16 protein-coding genes, 1 tRNA gene and 1 other RNA gene are annotated in these 18,134 nt (G+C 51.9%); 8 read left to right on the top strand and 10 right to left on the bottom strand.

The genetic code is table 11. From position 1 onward, the window contains the following. Positions 1-66: 66 nt before the first annotated feature. Positions 67-1,965, bottom strand: coding sequence for a serine/threonine protein kinase (locus tag G445_RS10710; protein WP_022865891.1), 1,899 nt, complete (start codon positions 1,963-1,965; stop codon positions 67-69). A 206-nt stretch (positions 1,966-2,171) separates the two neighbouring features. Here G445_RS10710 and G445_RS09215 point away from each other — a divergent pair, with 206 nt between their 5' ends. Together G445_RS09215 and G445_RS0101945 are read left to right on the top strand one after the other, a co-directional pair. Continuing rightward, a complete protein-coding gene (locus G445_RS09215) occupies positions 2,172-2,915 on the top strand; it encodes an ABC transporter ATP-binding protein (RefSeq protein ID WP_022865890.1) in 744 nt (247 codons plus the stop codon). A gap of 1 nt (position 2,916) precedes the next feature. Further along, positions 2,917-4,134 (top strand): DUF4032 domain-containing protein, encoded by a 1,218-nt coding sequence (locus tag G445_RS0101945; RefSeq protein WP_022865889.1) that lies wholly within the window; start codon positions 2,917-2,919, stop codon positions 4,132-4,134. A gap of 9 nt (positions 4,135-4,143) precedes the next feature. On the opposite strand, the gene G445_RS0101940 is transcribed toward G445_RS0101945, so the two are convergent. From G445_RS0101940 to G445_RS11095, 4 genes are all read right to left on the bottom strand, one after another. Further along, positions 4,144-5,187, bottom strand: coding sequence for an aspartate-semialdehyde dehydrogenase (locus tag G445_RS0101940; protein ID WP_022865888.1), 1,044 nt, complete (start codon positions 5,185-5,187; stop codon positions 4,144-4,146). Then, on the bottom strand, positions 5,184-6,449 hold the full coding sequence (locus tag G445_RS0101935; protein ID WP_022865887.1) for an aspartate kinase: 1,266 nt from the start codon (positions 6,447-6,449) through the stop codon (positions 5,184-5,186). Before G445_RS0101935 ends, G445_RS0101940 begins: the two co-directional genes overlap by 4 nt. A 119-nt stretch (positions 6,450-6,568) precedes the next feature. Continuing rightward, a complete protein-coding gene (recR, locus tag G445_RS0101930; protein ID WP_022865886.1) occupies positions 6,569-7,252 on the bottom strand; it encodes a recombination mediator RecR in 684 nt (227 codons plus the stop codon). Next, positions 7,252-9,849 carry a DNA polymerase III subunit gamma and tau gene (locus G445_RS11095; RefSeq protein WP_026420865.1) on the bottom strand — a complete coding sequence of 866 codons (2,598 nt, stop codon included), beginning with the start codon at positions 9,847-9,849 and terminating at the stop codon, positions 7,252-7,254. Before G445_RS11095 ends, recR begins: the two co-directional genes overlap by 1 nt. Here G445_RS11095 and G445_RS11400 point away from each other — a divergent pair. Further along, positions 9,842-10,000 carry a hypothetical protein gene (locus G445_RS11400; RefSeq protein WP_156825523.1) on the top strand — a complete coding sequence of 53 codons (159 nt, stop codon included), beginning with the start codon at positions 9,842-9,844 and terminating at the stop codon, positions 9,998-10,000. The genes G445_RS11095 and G445_RS11400 overlap by 8 nt on opposite strands. Positions 10,001-10,232: 232 nt before the next feature. Here the strand turns inward: G445_RS11400 and ffs are convergent. Continuing rightward, positions 10,233-10,329: signal recognition particle sRNA small type (gene ffs, locus G445_RS11090), an RNA gene on the bottom strand. Positions 10,330-10,721: 392 nt separating this feature from the next. On the opposite strand from ffs, the gene G445_RS0101920 reads away from it, so the two are divergent. Beyond that, on the top strand, positions 10,722-11,885 hold the full coding sequence (locus G445_RS0101920) for an acyl-CoA dehydrogenase family protein (RefSeq protein WP_022865884.1): 1,164 nt from the start codon (positions 10,722-10,724) through the stop codon (positions 11,883-11,885). Positions 11,886-11,974: 89 nt separating this feature from the next. On the opposite strand, the gene G445_RS09205 is transcribed toward G445_RS0101920, so the two are convergent. Then, on the bottom strand, positions 11,975-12,592 hold the full coding sequence (locus tag G445_RS09205) for an anthranilate synthase component II (protein WP_022865883.1): 618 nt from the start codon (positions 12,590-12,592) through the stop codon (positions 11,975-11,977). A gap of 238 nt (positions 12,593-12,830) precedes the next feature. Next, positions 12,831-14,327, bottom strand: a complete 1,497-nt coding sequence (locus tag G445_RS0101910; protein ID WP_022865882.1) for an anthranilate synthase component I family protein — start codon at positions 14,325-14,327, stop codon at positions 12,831-12,833. Between the two features lie 652 nt (positions 14,328-14,979). Between G445_RS0101910 and G445_RS0101905 the strand changes: the two genes are divergently transcribed. From G445_RS0101905 to G445_RS09195, 4 genes are all read left to right on the top strand, one after another. After that, positions 14,980-15,068, top strand: a tRNA-Ser gene (locus G445_RS0101905). A 185-nt stretch (positions 15,069-15,253) separates the two neighbouring features. After that, on the top strand, positions 15,254-16,345 hold the full coding sequence (locus G445_RS0101900; RefSeq protein WP_026420864.1) for a tyrosine-type recombinase/integrase: 1,092 nt from the start codon (positions 15,254-15,256) through the stop codon (positions 16,343-16,345). 86 nt (positions 16,346-16,431) lie between these two features. After that, entirely contained in the window at positions 16,432-16,626 is a 195-nt protein-coding gene (locus G445_RS0101895; RefSeq protein WP_022865881.1) for a hypothetical protein, read from the top strand. A 50-nt stretch (positions 16,627-16,676) separates the two neighbouring features. Further along, positions 16,677-17,078: a helix-turn-helix domain-containing protein gene (locus tag G445_RS09195; RefSeq protein ID WP_022865880.1), complete on the top strand. Its 402-nt coding sequence runs from the start codon at positions 16,677-16,679 to the stop codon at positions 17,076-17,078. A gap of 144 nt (positions 17,079-17,222) precedes the next feature. Here the strand turns inward: G445_RS09195 and G445_RS09190 are convergent, their stop codons facing one another. Continuing rightward, positions 17,223-17,483 carry a phage holin gene (locus G445_RS09190; RefSeq protein ID WP_022865879.1) on the bottom strand — a complete coding sequence of 87 codons (261 nt, stop codon included), beginning with the start codon at positions 17,481-17,483 and terminating at the stop codon, positions 17,223-17,225. A gap of 14 nt (positions 17,484-17,497) precedes the next feature. Continuing rightward, the gene (locus G445_RS09185) at positions 17,498-18,097 is read right to left on the bottom strand and encodes an N-acetylmuramoyl-L-alanine amidase (protein ID WP_407636587.1); all 600 of its coding nucleotides are present in this window, start codon (positions 18,095-18,097) and stop codon (positions 17,498-17,500) included. Positions 18,098-18,134: the final 37 nt, after the last annotated feature.

The following is an 18,134-nucleotide window of genomic DNA, read 5'->3' as shown; positions in this document are numbered from 1 at the left end:
GCTTTTCGTGTGCACAATTCCCCAACATTCTACCTGCTGAATCACGCAAGGCGTTTGCGTATCATACTAAAAACGCAACAAACTTCTTAACATGTGATAGACACCATCTACACTCCACCGCAAGGGCATTCCCCCAGCCGAATGAATATACATATAAGAAAGAACGACGACGAACACAATACCCACACATGCCCACACAAGATGTAGCACTGACGTGGTAACTACCTGAGACAAACTGACGCGCAGCCCCCGTCGTACATAATGAGACGACGGCATCCACCACGTTACCGTCACAACGATGGCGAACGTGGCAACAAGCCACCATTTTTTATCTAAACCGACAGTATGCGAGGCCAGCAGGGAATATGCGAGAAGGCCGCCCAAAGCCGCAACCACGGTGCTCAACACCGCCATAAATAATCCGCTAATGAGCAACAGCGGGAAACGGAACAGCGTTGCGCCAATGGCGCCTTTACGTTTTCCCATACGCATACCAAGTTCATGACGATACATTTTGTTCGTGAAGCCGATTGTGGAGAATAACGCGATGCACGATACGAAGGCGATATACAGCGGAAGTTCGAGGAGTGCGAGAGCCATAATGATAGCAATCCCCCATATGAGAGTGATGAAGGGGAATTTTTGGATAGGGCGTTTCCACGGGGGAATGTTTTCTTCCGATTCCCACCAACTTTCGGGTATGAACTCCTGGTTGGCAGGCGGTGAAACAATGTCGTCAAAGGACGGGGTGGGTGCGTAGGATGTCGCGGGCGTGGCGCCGGGCGCGTATTGTTGGGGAGCTTGCAGGGCAACCGTAGGGGCTGCTCCCGCCTCTGGAGTACGAGCCGACGTCCCGTAATCATCCACGCCATAGACGCGGGTAGCGCCGTCTTGCGGGGCAAACGCTTGAGTTGCGCCCGCTTCTGGAGTACGAGCAGACGTCCCGTAATCACCCACGCCATATACACGGGTAGCGTTACCGCTCGGATCGAAAGCTGCGGTCGCACCCTCACCCGGAACAAAAGCCACGGTCGCACCCTCACCCGGAACAAAAGGCACGGTTTCGTTATTGTATGAATCCGCATCTGCACTATTCACGCCCTCGCCAACCTGAGACACAGGCACGGCGTGAGCGAAAGTAGCTTCATCGTCGTCCTTCACAATAGGAGAAACATGAGGGGAAAATGTTGGATTGTCGATGGCGTCAATGAGTGTATCGATACTGGGGCGCATTTCGAGCGGGTTGAGCAAATGTTCACGGAAGGCTTGTGCAAGAGGTGTAGGCAACCCGGCAACGTCAAGGTTTCCGCTAATAACGTTTTGTATTGTTGAGATAGCCGTGGGACCACGGAACGGGTCGCGTCCAATAAGGGTGAAAAGAATGACGGCAACTACCGCCCACAAATCTGCCGCTTCGTCCGGTTCGTGGCCCTGCACTACACGCGGATCGAGATAACCGGGAGTATGTGTAACCGCCCCCGTCGAGGTTAGGCGCGAATCGTTGTCTGCCTGGGCAATTCCGAAATCTATGAGCACCGGGACGTTGCCGTCGAGCATAACATTTGAGGGTTTAATGTCTCGATGAAGGACGCCTAGGGAGTGCACTTCACGAATTGCGCGGACAAGTTGGCGGGAGAACAGGGAGGCTTCCGGCAATGTATATGTGCCGTTGGTGCGAACATCCTCATAAAGTGTTGGTCCGTCAATGAGTTGGGTGACGATAAACGCTTCCGGCTCGTCCGTCTCTGCATCGAGAACTTCGGCGACGTGCGGGCCACGAACTTTTTGAAGGGTTGCGATTTCGCGTTGCAGACGAGCGCGACCTGATGGAGTGTCAACAATTGCTGGATGGATGAGTTTGAGGGCGACGTGATGACCTCCTCCATCCACCGCCTCATACACTGTGGACATGCCTCCGGTGCCAAGAGTGCGCACCAGGTCATAGCCTCCAACATTTTTCATCATGCACTAACCGTACTAAATAAAAGGATCGAGGTGAGAGATGCGCTCCTCGAAGAGGTGTGAGGTGGACGCCACCCATACGATGTCTCACGGAAGCACTCCTCTGGATTCTTTATTCAAAATATGGCATAATAAATGTGAATTTTGCTCTTTACGTCACAGGAGATATAAAGAGTTTGTAGCCCTCTCGTATCAATGGAGTTACGTATATGGCATCAATAACGTTGGATCGTGTGAGTCGCACGTATGCCGATGCGCCTGAACCAGCCGTCAATAACGTTTCGCTCCATATTAATAACGGAGAATTTTTTGCACTTACCGGCCCAACAGGTTGCGGAAAATCAACCCTTTTACGCATTATCGCCGGCATTGAAGAATGTGATTCGGGAACCATTTACCTTAACGGCAAGGATATTACGGCAACGCCACCGCCAATGCGTAACATGACTATGGTTTTCCAAAATTATGCACTCTATCCGCATATGACGGTATCAGAAAATATGGGTTTTGCCTTGCGTATAGCAGGTCTAGAAGAGGCAGAAATTCAAAGTCGCATTCACGAAGCGGCAGAAATTATGGACCTCACCAGCCATTTAAACGATAAACCAACGGAACTTTCACGAGTAGAGCGGCAACGTGTCGCCCTAGGACGCGCCATAGTTCGCCGTCCAAGTATCTACCTCATGGATGAACCCCTTATTAACATGGATCCAAAAATTCGTGACGCCACCCGTGAACAAATCATTCGCCTTCAAAAACTAACGGGCGTAACAACTCTATATGTCACCTCGAATCCTAACGAGTGTTTCGATTTTGCAACCCGCGTTGCCGTCATGCTCAATGAAAAAATTTGCCAGGTGGGCACACCTGAAGAACTTCGCGCCAACCCCGCCAACGAAGAAGTTGCGGCCTTCCTCTCCTGCCCCTCGCCCAACGAAGGCTTGCTCAATTAATATGAGCAATCTTTCCATTTTGGCAGCTCGCGTGGAACCGGAATTGCTGGATCTTCCATGGGATATTGAGCTGGACACGTGGCCAACGCATCTTGTTGCGACGCTTCCACGTGGAATTTCCCGCCACACGGTTCGCTTCGTGCATTTAAGGAATCGAATTATTGCGGTGAAGGAGATTAGCGAAAATATTGCGGTTCGCGAATATAACCTATTGCGGACATTGCACAACTTGGGGGCGCCTTCGGTTGCGCCGATCGCTGTTGTTTCGAGACGAACAACGGTGAGCGGCGAGCCTCTCAACGCCTGTCTTGTCACGGAACATCTGAGTTTTTCTCTACCTTTTCGTGCGGTTTTCGGGCAGCGTCACCAAGATAGCGTTGTTTCTTTGCTCATTGACGCTCTGGTTGGGTTGATGGTTCGCCTCCACCTTCTCGGATTTTTTTGGGGCGATGTTTCACTATCTAATGTCCTGTTCAGGCGTGACGCCGGATCCTTTGCCGCCTATCTCGTTGATGCAGAAACCGGGGAACTGCATAAACCTATCACCACACGCAAACGCGAATACGATATTGATGTTGCGCGCACAAATATTATAGGTGAGCTCATGGATCTTCAAGCGGGCGAAATTCTCCCCGCAGATTTCGACACCCTCTCTATCGGTAATGTGTTTGCTCACCGCTACCACGAACTCTGGAATGTTCTCGATGCGCCCATTACCTTTGGGCAGGACGAAGAATGGAAGATCGCCACACGTATTGAGCGACTCAATCAGCTTGGTTTCGACGTCAACGAAATGGATATTACGCAAGACTCAGCAACTCAGGGCTTACGGATGCGTCCAAAAACGGTGGAACCGCGTTTTTATTCGCTCAAGGTGGAGCGGCTAACTGGGCTGGTGATGGAGGAAAATCAGGCACGGCGTATTCTCAACGACATCGAAGAATTTTCTTCCAAGGAACGTGAACGCGGGCAAACCTCGGAACAGGCTGCCCAGGATTGGGTTCGTGAGGTATATCAGCCAACTATTGACGCTATTCCCCTAAATTTGCGCGACAAACTGGAGCCTGCTGAAGTGTTCCATGAGCTTCTTGACCACCGCTGGTTTATTTCGGAACAGCAAAAACGCGAAGTTCCTCAGGCGGAGGCTGTGACATCATTTATCGACAACGTGTTGCGCCATCGTCGCGATGAATCAACATTTTTCGACGACGGCCGATAAGCAACGCGCCTACCCGCGCAGTTCTTCGATAACGAGTTCCGCAATTTGTACGGTGTTGAGCGCCGCGCCTTTGCGCAGGTTGTCCGCTACACAGAAGAATGCGAGGCCACGGTTATCGTCTACTGCCAGATCTGTGCGGATTCGACCCACATAGCAGGGGTCGGTTCCGGTAGCTTCGAGGGAGTTCGGTAGTTCCACAACTTTTACGCCTGGCGCTTTTTCAAGTAAAGCGGTCGCTTGCGCAACATCTACGGGCTTTTCAAATTCTGCGTGGACCGTCATTCCGTGTGCTGTGAACACGGGAACGCGCACGCAGGTACCTGATACTTTGAGGTCCGGGATGTGAAGAATTTTGCGGGATTCGTTGCGCAGTTTTTGTTCTTCGTCGGTTTCGCCTGTTCCGTCGTCCATAAGATTTCCCGCGAGGGCGACGGCGTTAAAGGCGATTTCTTTTGCGTAAACTTGTGGGTCCGGGAACGTTACCGCGCCACCATCCAGTGCCAAATCTTCCATACGCTGTTCAACCGCTACGCGGATTCCGCGTGCGAGTTCCGCAACGCCAGCCACGCCAGAGCCGGATACGGCCTGGTAGCTTGAGGCGATGAGGCGCGTGAGGCCGTAGGCGTCGTGAAGTGGTTTCAGGATGGGCATGGTGGCCATCGTGGTGCAGTTCGGGTTCGCAATGATGCCTTTGGGGCGGGTATGAACGTCTTCGGGGTTGACTTCCGTCACCACGAGGGGGACGTCTGGGTCTTTACGCCATGCCGATGAGTTATCTACGACGACGGCGCCCGCCACTGCGAATTTCGGCGCGTATTCTTTGGAAGTTCCGCCACCTGCGGAGAAAAGTGCAACGTCAATTCCGGCGTAATCTGCTGTTGCGAGGTCTTCAACAACGATGTCTTTTCCGCGGAAAGGCAGTGTTTTCCCGGCGCTACGTGCGGATGCGAAAAAACGTACGTTGTCTGCCGGGACGTTGCGTTCTTCCAGGAGGGTGCGCATAACGCGCCCGACCTGCCCGGTTGCTCCAACAACTGCGAGTGTGATGCTCATCGACCTGTACCTCCGTAAACAATTGCTTCTTCTTCTGAATCGAGTCCGAATGCCGAATGGACGGCAATGGCTGCTCGCGTAATATCTTTCGGGTCAAGAACCACGGAGATACGAATTTCGGATGTGGAAATCATATCGACGTTGATTCCAAGACCGCCTAAAGTGTTGAAAAGTTTGGCGGAAACACCTGTATATGTTCGCATTCCTGCTCCGACGACGGAGAGAATACCGATTTCGTTTTCCACAGCGATTTTTTCAAAACCGAGTTCTTCTTTGTTGGCTTCGAGAGCTTTGACGACGATGGAGACGTCTTGACGTGGAACCGTGAAGGAAATATTGCTGATGCCGGTGCGTGTAAGTGGCGTATTTTGGACAATCATGTCGATATTTCCGTCGGCTTTTGCGACGCAGGAGAAAATTTTTGCCGCAACGCCCGGCGTGTTGGGTACGCCAACAACGGAGATTTTCCCTTGATTTAAATCATGGGCTACGCCGACCACTGCGGGGCCTTCGTATTCCCCGTTCATATCGGTTCCTTCCACTATCTTTGTTCCTTCCTTCGTGGAGAATGACGACCGCACATGTAGCGGAACATTGAATTTACGCGCATATTCCACTGCGCGCAGATGGAGAACTTTGACTCCGTGAGCTGCAAGTTCTAAAGTTTCTTCATAGGTGATGGTTTTCATCTGGGAGGCGGCGTGGACAATGCGGGGGTCTGCCGAGAAAACGCCGTCCACATCTGTATAGATTTCGCACATATCGGCGTCGAGTGCCGCGGCGAAAGCAACTGCCGTGGTGTCTGACCCTCCACGTCCAAGTGTTGTGACGTCGTTTCGTTTGTTGACGCCTTGGAAACCGGCAATAATCGCGACGAATCCGGCATCGAGTGTTTCGATAATGCGTGCTGGATCGACGTTGATAATGGAGGCGTTTCCGTATTCCGTGTCTGTAATAAGTCCGGCTTGTTGCCCTGTGAAAGCCTTGGCGGGCACGCCTTCTTCGTTGACGGCCATAGCGAGAAGGGACATGGAGATTCGTTCGCCTGCAGTCAGGAGGATGTCCATTTCACGTTTGGGAGGATTTTTTGTGATTTCCTGGGTGAGATCAATGAGCTCGTCCGTTGTGTCTCCCATGGCTGAAACGACGACGACTACTTGGTTGCCTCCACGATGGGCTTCGGCAATTTTATGTGCTACGCGTTTCATTCCGGCTGGATCCGCTACAGATGAACCGCCGAATTTTTGAACGATAAGCGCCACGATGTCTCCTGTGTATAGTGATATTCTTCTTTAGTTTAGTTGTTTGCCTAGACTTTTCCAGCCAAATCTCAGGAATTCACATGAGAGGCTGCACACGGTACAGAACTGCCGTTGTTGCGTTAGGGCATTCGCGGTGTTGTTAGTGCCGTTGGCGCGGGTGCCGTTGGCGCGGGTGCCGTTGGCGCGGGTGCCGTTGGCGCCGCGATGACGGTTCGTCCTTCAAAGGCGCGAGATAGCGTGATTTCGTCGGCGTATTCGAGATCTCCTCCTACCGGCAAGCCCGATGCGAGCCGAGATATTCCGATTCCGATGGGCGTAAGGAGCCGTATAAGGTAGGCCGCGGTTGCTTCGCCTTCGATGTTCGGATCGGTTGCGAGGATGACTTCGGTAATGCTGCCGTCTTGGAGGCGTGTGAGGAGTTCGCGGATTCGGAGGTTTTCCGGCCCAATTCCTTGGATGGGGTTTATGGCTCCGCCTAGTACGTGGTAGCGTCCGCGGAATTCTCGGGTTCTTTCGATGGCGATGACGTCTTTTGCTTCTTCGACGACGCAAACGACGGAATCAACTCGCCTGGTATCTGAACATATTGCGCATAATTCCGCTTCTGTGACGTTTCCGCAAATTGTGCAGAAGTGAACGGTTTTTTTGACGCGAATCATGGCATCCGCGAGCGCTTGAACCTCGGTTTCTTCTTGTTCGAGGAGGTAAAAGGCTATACGTTGGGCGCTTTTTGGACCGATTCCCGGTAGCCTGCCGAGTTCATCAATGAGTTCTTGAACTGCACCATCATATACGCCTGCCACTAGTTATTGCCTCCATCTTTCACATTTTCTTCGATTATTGTCCCATGAAATGTATCGAGAACAACTTCTACCCCTACAGCTTTTGAATTTTCTAGGGTTGGATCGTCGGGCGAAACGTCATATTCTTCCGCATCTTCGCTGGTGTTCGCTGGGGTTGGTTGGGATCCTTGATTGCCTTGTTGCCTGGCTTGTGCAACTTTTTCTTGCGCATTGTTGAACGAGGATTCTGTGTCTGTTGCGGACTTTTGAGGCGTTGTGGATGCTTCAGACACCGCAGACGTTACCCTTGTTGGCGCGCCCTGTTGCTTGGTTTGTGGCCTTGCTGTGTTGAGCCCACGTGATGCGTTAGCTAAGTAGCTTGAAACTGAAGTTTCTTCAGATGCCGGCATTCCTATGTTCGCGTTTCCCGGAAAGGAAGGCATAGGCATTTTTTGCATATAAAAAGGTACAGAGGAGGATTCTTCTTCGCCATTGGAATGATTGGCTTGCGTTTTTTCATTCTCTTTTTTGACAGATTTTGGATATTCGCCCTGCGCATACGCTTCTCCCTCACGAGATTCTTCAACATAAGAATCCTCAAGATAAGGTTCTTCCTCGTATTCTTCGACGGGTGGCTCGTCTACGTATTCCTCGTACGACGGTTCAGGATAATCACCGTAGGGACCTTCTGGAATATTCTCTACTGGAGGTTCATCAGATGTTGCCGATTTTTTGCGCGTTTTAACGGTGACCGGTTGGCTAGTAAATCTGGATAGGTGTGCGCCCAGGCGTTCAACATTTTCCTGTTTTTCCATGTAGGCGAAATTTTCATCGCGTTCAAACTCAAGGTATGCAACACCGGCCCATACCCCAAGTAAATGAACGGGATAGGCAAATATTGCTTTCGCAAATACACCTTTAGTGGCGATGTTTTCCCACTGATCACGTAGTTCTTGGTGTAATGTGGCGTCCTGAGAATTACTGCGTGATGTAGCATCCTGAGAATTGCTGTGTGGCTCGATTTTTTGCGCTGACTGTTCCATAGGTTGCGCAGGAAGTTCCGCTTGTTGCGTGAATGCAGAGACGGATCCCCATGTTTTCCCTGAACGCAACGACGCCAGCCGAGCTTTTTCTCTCGCAACTTCTTCAGCATTTTTCTTATGTACGACGGGAACAAAACTGCGTGTTTCCATGCAATTATTCACCGCATGTTCCACCGCACTTCCATCGGGTTGCCGCCCATTATTACCACCACTTACCTGCTTAAAAGTAGCTTCATTCCCATCATATCCCCCACTTGCGAGTCCATCTCCTTGAACGGTAGAGGCGAAAACTCCGCTCTGCGCACCTGGCGCATTTCCCTTCGCAAAGGCGCCACCTTCCAGCTCACCTGCCAGCTCGCCTACCCTCGCACCTGAGTTGCTCGGCACGTCTCCTTGCCCACCACTTTGCGCATCTCCTTGCGATCCTGCATAGCCGGGTGAAAACTCGCGATTATTTCCCGGATTACGTTCTGTTTTCACTCCCAGTAATAGACGCGCACATAATAATTCCAGTTGAAGACGTGGAGATGTTGCGCCGACCATAGACGATAATGCCTCGTTTACCAATTCGGCCGCGATTGTTGCACGACGTGCACCCAATAAGCGCGCCTGTTCGCTCATGGACTGTATTTGATCTTCCGGAATACCACTTAGCGCGTCCTTCGCCGCTTCTCCCGCCATATCGATGACGATAAGATCACGCATGCGTTGAAGTAAATCTTCAACAAAACGCCTCGGATCATGCCCGGATTGAATAACATTTTCTACAACACTGAATAAGCCTGCGCCGTCTTCTTGAGCAATTGCTTCCACTGCCTTGTCCAATAGTGTCGAATCGGTGTACCCCAGCAGCGCCACAGCTTGAGCATATTCAATACGCGCACCCTCACTACCGCCCATAAGCTGATCAAGAACAGAGAGAGAATCACGAACAGACCCTCCTCCAGCGCGAACAACAAGCCCGAGGACACCCTCTTCCGGTTGAATACCTTCTTCCCCGCATAACCCCGCAAGGTAATCTTCCATGATTTCCGGCGGAACAAGGCGGAAGGGATAGTGATGGGTACGCGAACGAATCGTTCCAATCACTTTTTCGGGCTCCGTCGTCGCAAAAATGAATTTGACGTGAGCAGGTGGCTCCTCCACAAGTTTCAGCAACGCATTAAACCCTTGTGTAGTGACCATGTGGGCTTCGTCGATAATAAAAATCTTGTATCGATCACGCGAGGGCGCGAACGTTGCGCGTTCTACCAAATCGCGTGCATCATCCACACCTCCGTGACTCGCCGCATCCATTTCCACGACGTCAAGCGAACCGCTACCACCTGATCCAAGTTCAATGCACGATGGGCATTTTCCGCATGGGGTATCCGTGGGCGCCTGAGCACAGTTCAAACAGCGTGCAAAAATACGCGCCGACGTGGTTTTCCCACATCCGCGAGGCCCTGAAAACAGGTAGGCGTGCACGGTTTTATTAGCGCACAGAGCCACCATCAGGGGTTTAACCACCTGTTCCTGGCCAATAAGGTCCTGAAAACGTTCGGGGCGATAACGCCGATATAATGCCATGCTCACAAAAACCATTGTACGTGGTTGCTCCCGCATTATTTTTGGCTTGAACTTTTCTCACTATTTTTTGTACGACGACGGACGCGACGACGGACGCGAGCCGACGAAAGGGGCGGACTCCTACTCGCCGGACCCCACCCCTTTATTAATGTTTTGAGGCGGCTACAGTGTTATGCACTTAGAGAGAAAGGACTCATCATGAAAGGAGGAAGCCGCCTCAAAACACGTTTTTAAAAATTTTAATTTTGCGCTTAAAAATAAAAATAACAGCGCAGGAAATTTTTCATTTTTTTCATTATGCGAAACGCTTGTACGAGATGCCCAAATGCCGAGGTGCATCCAGAAGAACATACCCGCGATTGAAAGCGGTTGACATGGGCGAAGCCCAGAAAAAAGACGCCCCACGCACCCGATAGAGCCCGCATACCCTTGCTGCCTTCCGGCCCTGGGGGAGTTTTGCAAGATACCGCCGCATGGGGAGTCGGTTAGTAGTTTAAAGCATCCCCGAACAAAATGCCACTTTAGGTATCAATTCGCGGTTCTCACCACACCCGCCCTTTCCGAATATGCAACCCGCACCCATCCTCGCACGCAAACCCTCACTCACAAGCCCTCGTAGCGAAGCGCGCCCCTTCGTCGAGAATTACAACCAACCCCTTTCCTAACACGCAACCTCGCCCCACTTTCTCACGCACCCCTCACCAACCCTCACACGCAACCCCTCACCCGCTTCCGCACACAAAGGTTAAGACACATCACAAACGCCATGGCGTCAAGCATCAACCTCCCTTTTCTCACACAGGGGTTAAAATGAAAAGGACAGATACGCGAAGGTGTCCCGCACTTTCGTCGCACACCCTATTTTCACAGGAGAAAATATGCCATTCCTACCTGAAAAACTTCTTGAAGGTTTCCGTTCGCGCGCAGCCACCGTCGATGCCACTAACGCTTTCCCCGAGGACGACTACCGCGAACTGCGCGAGGCCGGCTACCTGGGCGCCTTCGTCCCCAAAGAATACGGTGGCGCGGGCTTAACGTTACCCGAAATTTGCGCAGAACAAACCCGCCTTGCACGCTTCGCTCCCGCGACAGCGCTCGGCATCAATATGCACCATATCATTGTTGGGCTTGGACGCTACCTCGTCTCCCAGGGCGTTTCCAACGGCGAACTTATTTTGCGTGAAGCGGCAGCCGGAAAACTCTTCGCATTCGGCATTTCTGAACCCGGTAACGACCTCGTCCTCTTCGGTTCCCTCTCCATCGCCACCCCGGACGGCAACGGCGGTTTCACTATATCGGGAACAAAAGTCTTTACGTCTCTCGCCCCGGCGTGGGATTACCTCATGACTTTCGGTGCTTGGAAGAACGACGACGGTGTGCGCAACGTTTTCGGCGTGCTCAAGCGCGAGGACGGCGGTTTCGAGGTGAAACCGGATTGGGACACGCTGGGGATGCGGGCGACTCAGTCGAATACGACAGTGCTTCAGGATGCGAAAATTCCGGCGGATGCCGTTCTCGGGATCGTGCAACCGGGCGCAAATGTTGAACCTGTTGTGTACGGTATTTTCTCCCATTTCGAGATTTTGTTGGGCGCCACGTATCAGGGCATCGGGGAACGTGCGATTGAGGTTGCCTGTGAGCACGTGAAAAACCGCAGGTCGGTTATGAACAACGATGTCTACGCACACGATCCCGCTATTCGCTGGCGTTTGGCGGAAGCTGCGCTTCACATGTATCCTGTTGGACCAGCCCTGCGCGAACTTGCGAACAAGGTGGAAAATGCGACGGTTGGCGTGCCCGAAGAAGTGGCGTCGCTTGCCGATTACCCAAAGCTCTCTGCAGCAAAAAATTTGGCGGCCGAAAGTTCACTGCGCGCCGTTGAGGAATCTATTCGTTCCTGTGGAGGCTCTTCGTACTATACCAAGCATGAGCTTTCACGCCTCTACCGGGATGTCCTGGCCGGGCTTTTCCAGCCCTCCGATCAGGAATCTCTGCATTCGGCGTGGGCGACGGCTCTTCTTGGCCCGCTCCCGCAGAAATAACAGCTCGGCCTCTTTACGCCTCGCCTCATTCCGCCCACATGCACCTTTGCTTCAGCGGTGGTATTTATTCCATTCGCGGGTGGCGCTAGTTATTGGCGTGTTTTTTGCCCGCGTTCGTGAAGTTTATTCCATTCGCGGGCGGCGCTAATAAAGTTCCGCATCATTGTTTCTCCACCCGGGGTCATAATTGATTCCGGGTGGAATTGCACGCCGTAAATCGGGTATTTTTCATGCTGGATTGCCATGACTTCCCCGTCGTCCGTACATGTTGACGTCACTTTCAGCTCGGGAGGAAGTGTGGAATCAATAGCGGCCAGGGAGTGATACCTCGCCACATTTTCTTGTTCGTTCAAGCCTCTAAACAGCACGGAATTCGTATCGACATGTGCCGGGTAGCTTTTTCCGTGAACTACCTGATGTGCGTAGCTCACCGTCGCCCCAAACGCTTCACAAATTCCCTGGTGCCCGAGAAACACGCCCAGAATAGGAATCCGCGAACCCAAAGGCTTCACTATATCAACGGTCACGCCAGCGTCTTTGGGGAAGCCTGGCCCAGGGGAAATAATAATCGCCTCCGGATCCAGGGCATCAATTTCTTCGACGGTGAGTTCGTCGTTGCGAATCACCTTAATATCCGGTTCGATACCGCCTACCAGTTGGAAGAGGTTGAAGGTAAATGAATCGTAATTGTCAATAATTAAAATCATCGCTAGTTTCCCTTAATTCTCACGTCTACACTTCCGACATATCGCTCACAACCCGCAGAGTACCCGCGCCGCGCCGGTTGCGCCCAGATGTTGCCAAGTTCCGTGCCAAGCGCGTTCAGCACCCGCGCCCTGCGCCAGTTGCGCCCACTCACCTCGTTGCGCCCGTTCACCCGGCTGCGTCCACTCACCTTGTTGCGCCCACTCACCTTGTTGCGCCCGTTCACCCGGCTACGTCCACTCACCTGTCACCCTTTTCCGTCGCGCTCATAGCCTCGGCATCTCGCAGAGCCTTCATCGTTGCGGCGGCTTTGTTGATGGTTTCGTCGTACTCCTTGGAAGGAACGGAATCGCGCACGATTCCCGCGCCACTTCGCGCAAATACGCGCCCGCCAACCCTGTACGCAACACGGATCGCGATACACAAATCCATGTTTCCGGAAAAGTCGAGGTACCCGATTCCGCCCCCGTACAGCCCGCGTTTATTCCCTTCGAGCTCGTTAATCAGTTGCATCGCCCGGATTTTCGGCGCACCGGACAACGTTCCCGCGGGCAAAATCGCTTCGACCACGTCCAGAGCATCCAACCCTTCCCGCAAGTCTCCGCGCACAATCGAACCTATGTGCATCACGTGGCTGAACCGCAAGACTTCCAAATATTTCTCAACTTCGACGCTCCCAAATTCGGCAACGCGCCCAATATCGTTACGTCCCAAATCCACGAGCATATTGTGTTCCGCGACCTCTTTGGGGTCGGCAAGAAGCTCGCGCTCCAAAGCGACGTCCTCTTCGGGGGTTGCGCCACGCTTGCGGGTTCCCGCCAACGGATAAGTATGCAAAACACCGTTCTCTAACTTGACGAGCGTTTCTGGGGACGCCCCGGCAACTTCAATATTGTGCCCGGAAAAATAGAACATGTACGGCGAGGGGTTGATTGTTCGCAACACGCGATACGTATCCAGCAAAGACCCCTCGAAAGGCGCAGTGAGCGCATTGGACGGCACAATTTGGAAAATGTCGCCTTCGTGAATGTGGTGTTGTGCCTTGAGGACAACACCCTCGAACTCTTCGCGAGACATCTGCGGTTCGACATCACCCGTCATACGCCCCGACGTGTGCGGCGTTGGCGTCCCGTTAATCACGAGATCCACGAGTTCGTGAATGGCTGTTACTGCCTTGCGGTAGGCGTTTTCCACATCCGCGTGGCTCGCCCCTTCAGGTGCTTCAACATGAGCGATTGCCTGTATTTTTTGCTTATAGTTATCAAAAGCGATCACTCGATCAAAAAGCATAAGGTCCACATCGTTGAACCCCTCGTTATTGGGCGCGTCCAGTTTGAGGGTTGGTTCCCCATATTTGACGTAATCGTAAGCAAAATAGCCGACGAGCCCTCCGGTAAAAGGCGGCATTTCCGGCAGGGATGGCGCGCGCCGAGTGGCGAGAACCTCCCGAATCAGCTTCGCCGGATGAACATTTTCGTACACTTTATCGCCAACATGCACACAACCGTCCAAAGCGGTGATTTCCAGGGACGGGTCGTATCCGATAAAGGTGTATCGCCCAAAACCTTCGCTTTCCGCCGCGGATTCGAGGAGATAGACGTGTTTGCTCTGCGCTTTTGCTTTGCGCAGGACGCTCACTGGCGTCACCATATCAGAGAGGATGTCGGTTGCGATGGGGATAGATGTGTATTTTTCAGAAAGTTCGAGGACGGTTTCGAGTGAGGGGTAAATATTCACTTGTTTCTCCTGTATTGCTTATGTTCGTTTTTGAATATACGACGTATATCATCGGGCACTTTCTGCACATAATGTTAGGGCGACGACGGTGGCCCGGTGCCAATATGTATGTGGTGTGACGCTTGGGCGCACACGAATTGTGCCATCTGGGGTGGCTAGCACCATCGCAACGCAAGAGTTGCGCTAATCCCCATTGTGGGGTAAAGAACGAAGCGCATGGGTTAATGGTAACGGCTACGGCTTATCGCTTTCAACGCTGGCTCATAGTACTGGGCGCAAATATTACACAGGTTCGCAGGCACGCATATTTTATCGGTAATATCCTCGTTGCACTTATTCTTCGCGGATTAATATGCACACGCTTAATTATTCAGACCCGTGGGTATGAGAACATCCACATGCGGATATAAGACAAACACGTGGCAACAGACATATATAAAAACAAACATTTTCCACATGTGGAAAGTTGTGGACATGCAGACATGTAGAAAAATGAGGTTCTGCATCTTAATTGTGGATATACAGTTAAAACGCTCCTGCAAGTCGATATGTGGATAAACGTGCCGAGTACCTCATTTTAAAAGTTGGCGTTAACCGCCTTAGATAAGCTAAGCTATATGAGCGTTGTTAGTGTTCACGCACAAGCAATCCTGGAGGATTCGCATAGTGGCCTAGTGCGCACGCTTGGAAAGCGTGTTGGGTGAATAGCCCTCGGGGGTTCGAATCCCCCATCCTCCGCCAAAGCCCCGCTCACGCGGGGCTTTTTCGTTGATACAGAGCGGTTTTAGGGCGGTTTTACGCGGATTTGGGGCGGGGCTTGTTTCCGGTCGTTTCAGGTCGTTTCAGGTCGTTTCCGGTCGTTTAGGGGGTACACTGGGGGTACAAAACCCCGAACACCCAAAACCTAGAGAAATGTACCCCCAGAAATGGTTAGAAGATTATTCGGCTCTATCATTCAGCGTGGTAAAAACTATCACGGACGATACCGTAAAGACGGGAAAGACTACTATACGCCTACCCAACCCACGAAAACGCAGGTACGGCGCGACCTAGATTTAGTCCGCGCGCAAATCCTCACCGGCGAATGGATAGACCCCACCAGCATGAAAGCCAAAACGTCAGATATGACGGTGGCAAACTTTTACGATGCCTGGATTGGCGACTTGGAAGCCGAGGACTATTCCCCTAATACCGTACGCACCTATGCATCACATTGGCGAAAATATGTTTTACCTAAATATGGGGCTAGGCTGCTTTCTGATTTCGACAGTAAGGCGATAGCCGCCATTCGCGATAATATCCTTGAAAATCGGTCTGCTACGACGGCGGGTAACGTGTTGCGTTCTATCCGCGCCGGGCTAGGCTACGCGACGGAAAAAGAATGGCTAGATGCTTTGCCGGAAAAACTGCCTACCGTATCAAAACGCAAAACGCCGGGCGGAGCCGGCTATGCATACAGCAGGGAAGAGCTCGAGAAACTGATTCAGGCGTGCGTGGCATATTATCAGCCGGCGCTTATCTTCGGCGCGTACGGGTGCCTACGTATTGGTGAAGTGTCAGCTTTGCGCCGGGATGATATAGATGCCGTGGCTGGTACCGTTCGCGTGGATGAAGCAGTGAAACGCGGGCTAAGGGGCGAAATGAGTATCGGCGCTCCGAAAAGCCAGGCGGGATATCGCACCGTGAACCTACCGGAAAGGTATTTACCTATCATTGCGGGTTTTCTTGATGAGCACGTGCCAGTATCACCTAGGGCGTTTTTATATCCATCCACGAAACAGGGCGGGATACAAACCGGCAGACCGATTTTGCGGGCTTTCCAAGATGCATGTAAGAAAACCGGCATACATGTAGGACGGTTCCACGACCTAAGACATAGCGGACTCACACTATATGGTCAAGCAGGAGCGACGCTAGCGGATTTGATGGCACGCGCCGGGCACGCGAACGCGGAAACCGTGATGATTTATCAGCATTCGACTTTGGAGCGGGATAGGCACCTCGCCAACCTTATGTAGAAGTGAACCTCTTACGCCCTACACTTTCAAACTTGCAACCAAGTTGCGACATTGATATAATTGTTTTATGAAGCAAAGGGGGTGACATGACAGATAAAGAAGTGAAAAAGTGGATTAAAGAACTTAGAAAACATGGTTACAAAATCGAACGGACAAAGAAAAACCATTACAAGGTACTAGACGAAAAAGGAAAAATTCTAGACATTCTTTCTTCAACACCATCTAGTAAAAATTGGAAACAAAACTCAGAAACACAAATACGAAAGGCAAGAAGAAAATAACAGAAAGGAAAGCCCCGCGAAAGCGGGGCAACCCTACAAAGGAAAAAACGATGGACTACACGGCAACAATTGAAATCACCACCTCCAAAGCTCCCGAAGATATTCACGACGCTTTAGAAGCCTATGGGGTAAGCGTCGCTGAACAACCCGAAGGATACAGGACAATCTTCACCTACCCCGCAACAACACTAAAGCAAGCCATCACAACCGGACTAACATTAATTGAAAGTGTGGGAACCCCATACACCTTCGAAGTAAAACCCTCCCAACTGGAAGAAATAGAAAACAAATCCGGCAACCTCCCCCCCCTCCTTTCCGCCAAAGAAGCGGGCGAAAGACTAGGGATCACACCCCAAGCTGTAAAAAACAGAATTGAAGCAGGAACACTTTCTGGCACCAAGGTTGGAAACCAATGGATTGTCCCCTTACATTCTGTCTTAGCAAACATGTAAACTAGAAAAGACTTCTTTATCAAATTCACCCTAGGGAGCCAGCGCTTTTCCACTTTTAGCCTGGCTCCCTAACCTATACAAAAATAAAAAAGAGGGGTATCCACAAACGCTAATTTGCGTTCGTAGATACCCCTCTTGGCTTGTCTATTCTTTTTCATCTAACGCGTGTTTGCTTTTTTCTTTACGCGCTTCGTGTTGAGGTGCCTGTAGGTTCCCGTCCCTAGGAGTATATGCCGAGGCTACGCCGGCGTTAGCGAACCCGAGGATAGCAACCACTAGCCCGAGCCATTGCCCGGATTGTGCGCCGTCAACTACCCCGTAGGTTATGAGGAGAGCAAAGATAGCGGTAAACACACGATATAGCCAGGCACGCACGGCTACAGTGAGTATATGGTCAATATGCATAAAAATTTTTCCTTCTAGTAGCCGAGTCGGCGGTTAACTTCTGCCTGTACAGCGTCGTAATGCACGCCGAGCCGTTGACGACGTTCCGCGCCATTCCCGTATAGGCCTTTGAGCACGCCATCAGCCAGGGCGTTAATATCGACGCCTGCCCCGCGAGTGGCTCCGGTTGCGCCGAGTTTTTGATTCACAACCGCCTGCACAGCGTCATACAGCCCGCCAAGCCGGGCGCGCCGTTCTGCGCCGTTGCCGTATTCTCCACGCAACACCGCATCAGCCAAAGCGTTAATATCCACGCCACCGGTTGACGGGACGGGGGCGGGTTGGGATGCTACAGCGCCACCGCCTTGTTTAATGTAGGGTGCGAGAATCTGGGCGGGCGGGTAATATCTGCCTGGGCATCCCGTGTTTTTCACGTCTTTATGCCCGATAATCCGCAAATTCCCGTAAGTTGCTTGCAAATCCGCGATAAGCTCCCCTACGGTTGCTTTATCAGCTTCACTTGCACGCGGGTTACATTCAATACCAATACTGCGTAGGTTCATGCCCCAGTTTCCCGCATGATACGCGGTATCTGCACATGATACGAGGCACGCTACACGCCCGGCTTCTACCACGTAGTGCGCCGAGGTAGGCGCACTATTGCAGAACCAG

Source organism: Actinotignum urinale DSM 15805 (genome assembly GCF_000420445.1).
GTDB classification, from domain to species: domain Bacteria; phylum Actinomycetota; class Actinomycetes; order Actinomycetales; family Actinomycetaceae; genus Actinotignum; species Actinotignum urinale.
This window is presented reverse-complemented; position numbering and strand designations above follow the sequence as displayed.

Coding starts and splice junctions, on each gene's coding strand:
- G445_RS10710 (WP_022865891.1), bottom strand. CDS start 1,965: ATGATGAAAAATGTTGGAGGCTATGACCTGGTGCGCACTCTTGGCACC.
- G445_RS09215 (WP_022865890.1), top strand. CDS start 2,172: ATGGCATCAATAACGTTGGATCGTGTGAGTCGCACGTATGCCGATGCG.
- G445_RS0101945 (WP_022865889.1), top strand. CDS start 2,917: ATGAGCAATCTTTCCATTTTGGCAGCTCGCGTGGAACCGGAATTGCTG.
- G445_RS0101940 (WP_022865888.1), bottom strand. CDS start 5,187: ATGAGCATCACACTCGCAGTTGTTGGAGCAACCGGGCAGGTCGGGCGC.
- G445_RS11400 (WP_156825523.1), top strand. CDS start 9,842: ATGCTCACAAAAACCATTGTACGTGGTTGCTCCCGCATTATTTTTGGC.
- G445_RS0101920 (WP_022865884.1), top strand. CDS start 10,722: ATGCCATTCCTACCTGAAAAACTTCTTGAAGGTTTCCGTTCGCGCGCA.
- G445_RS09205 (WP_022865883.1), bottom strand. CDS start 12,592: ATGATTTTAATTATTGACAATTACGATTCATTTACCTTCAACCTCTTC.
- G445_RS0101900 (WP_026420864.1), top strand. CDS start 15,254: ATGGTTAGAAGATTATTCGGCTCTATCATTCAGCGTGGTAAAAACTAT.
- G445_RS0101895 (WP_022865881.1), top strand. CDS start 16,432: ATGACAGATAAAGAAGTGAAAAAGTGGATTAAAGAACTTAGAAAACAT.
- G445_RS09195 (WP_022865880.1), top strand. CDS start 16,677: ATGGACTACACGGCAACAATTGAAATCACCACCTCCAAAGCTCCCGAA.
- G445_RS09190 (WP_022865879.1), bottom strand. CDS start 17,483: ATGCATATTGACCATATACTCACTGTAGCCGTGCGTGCCTGGCTATAT.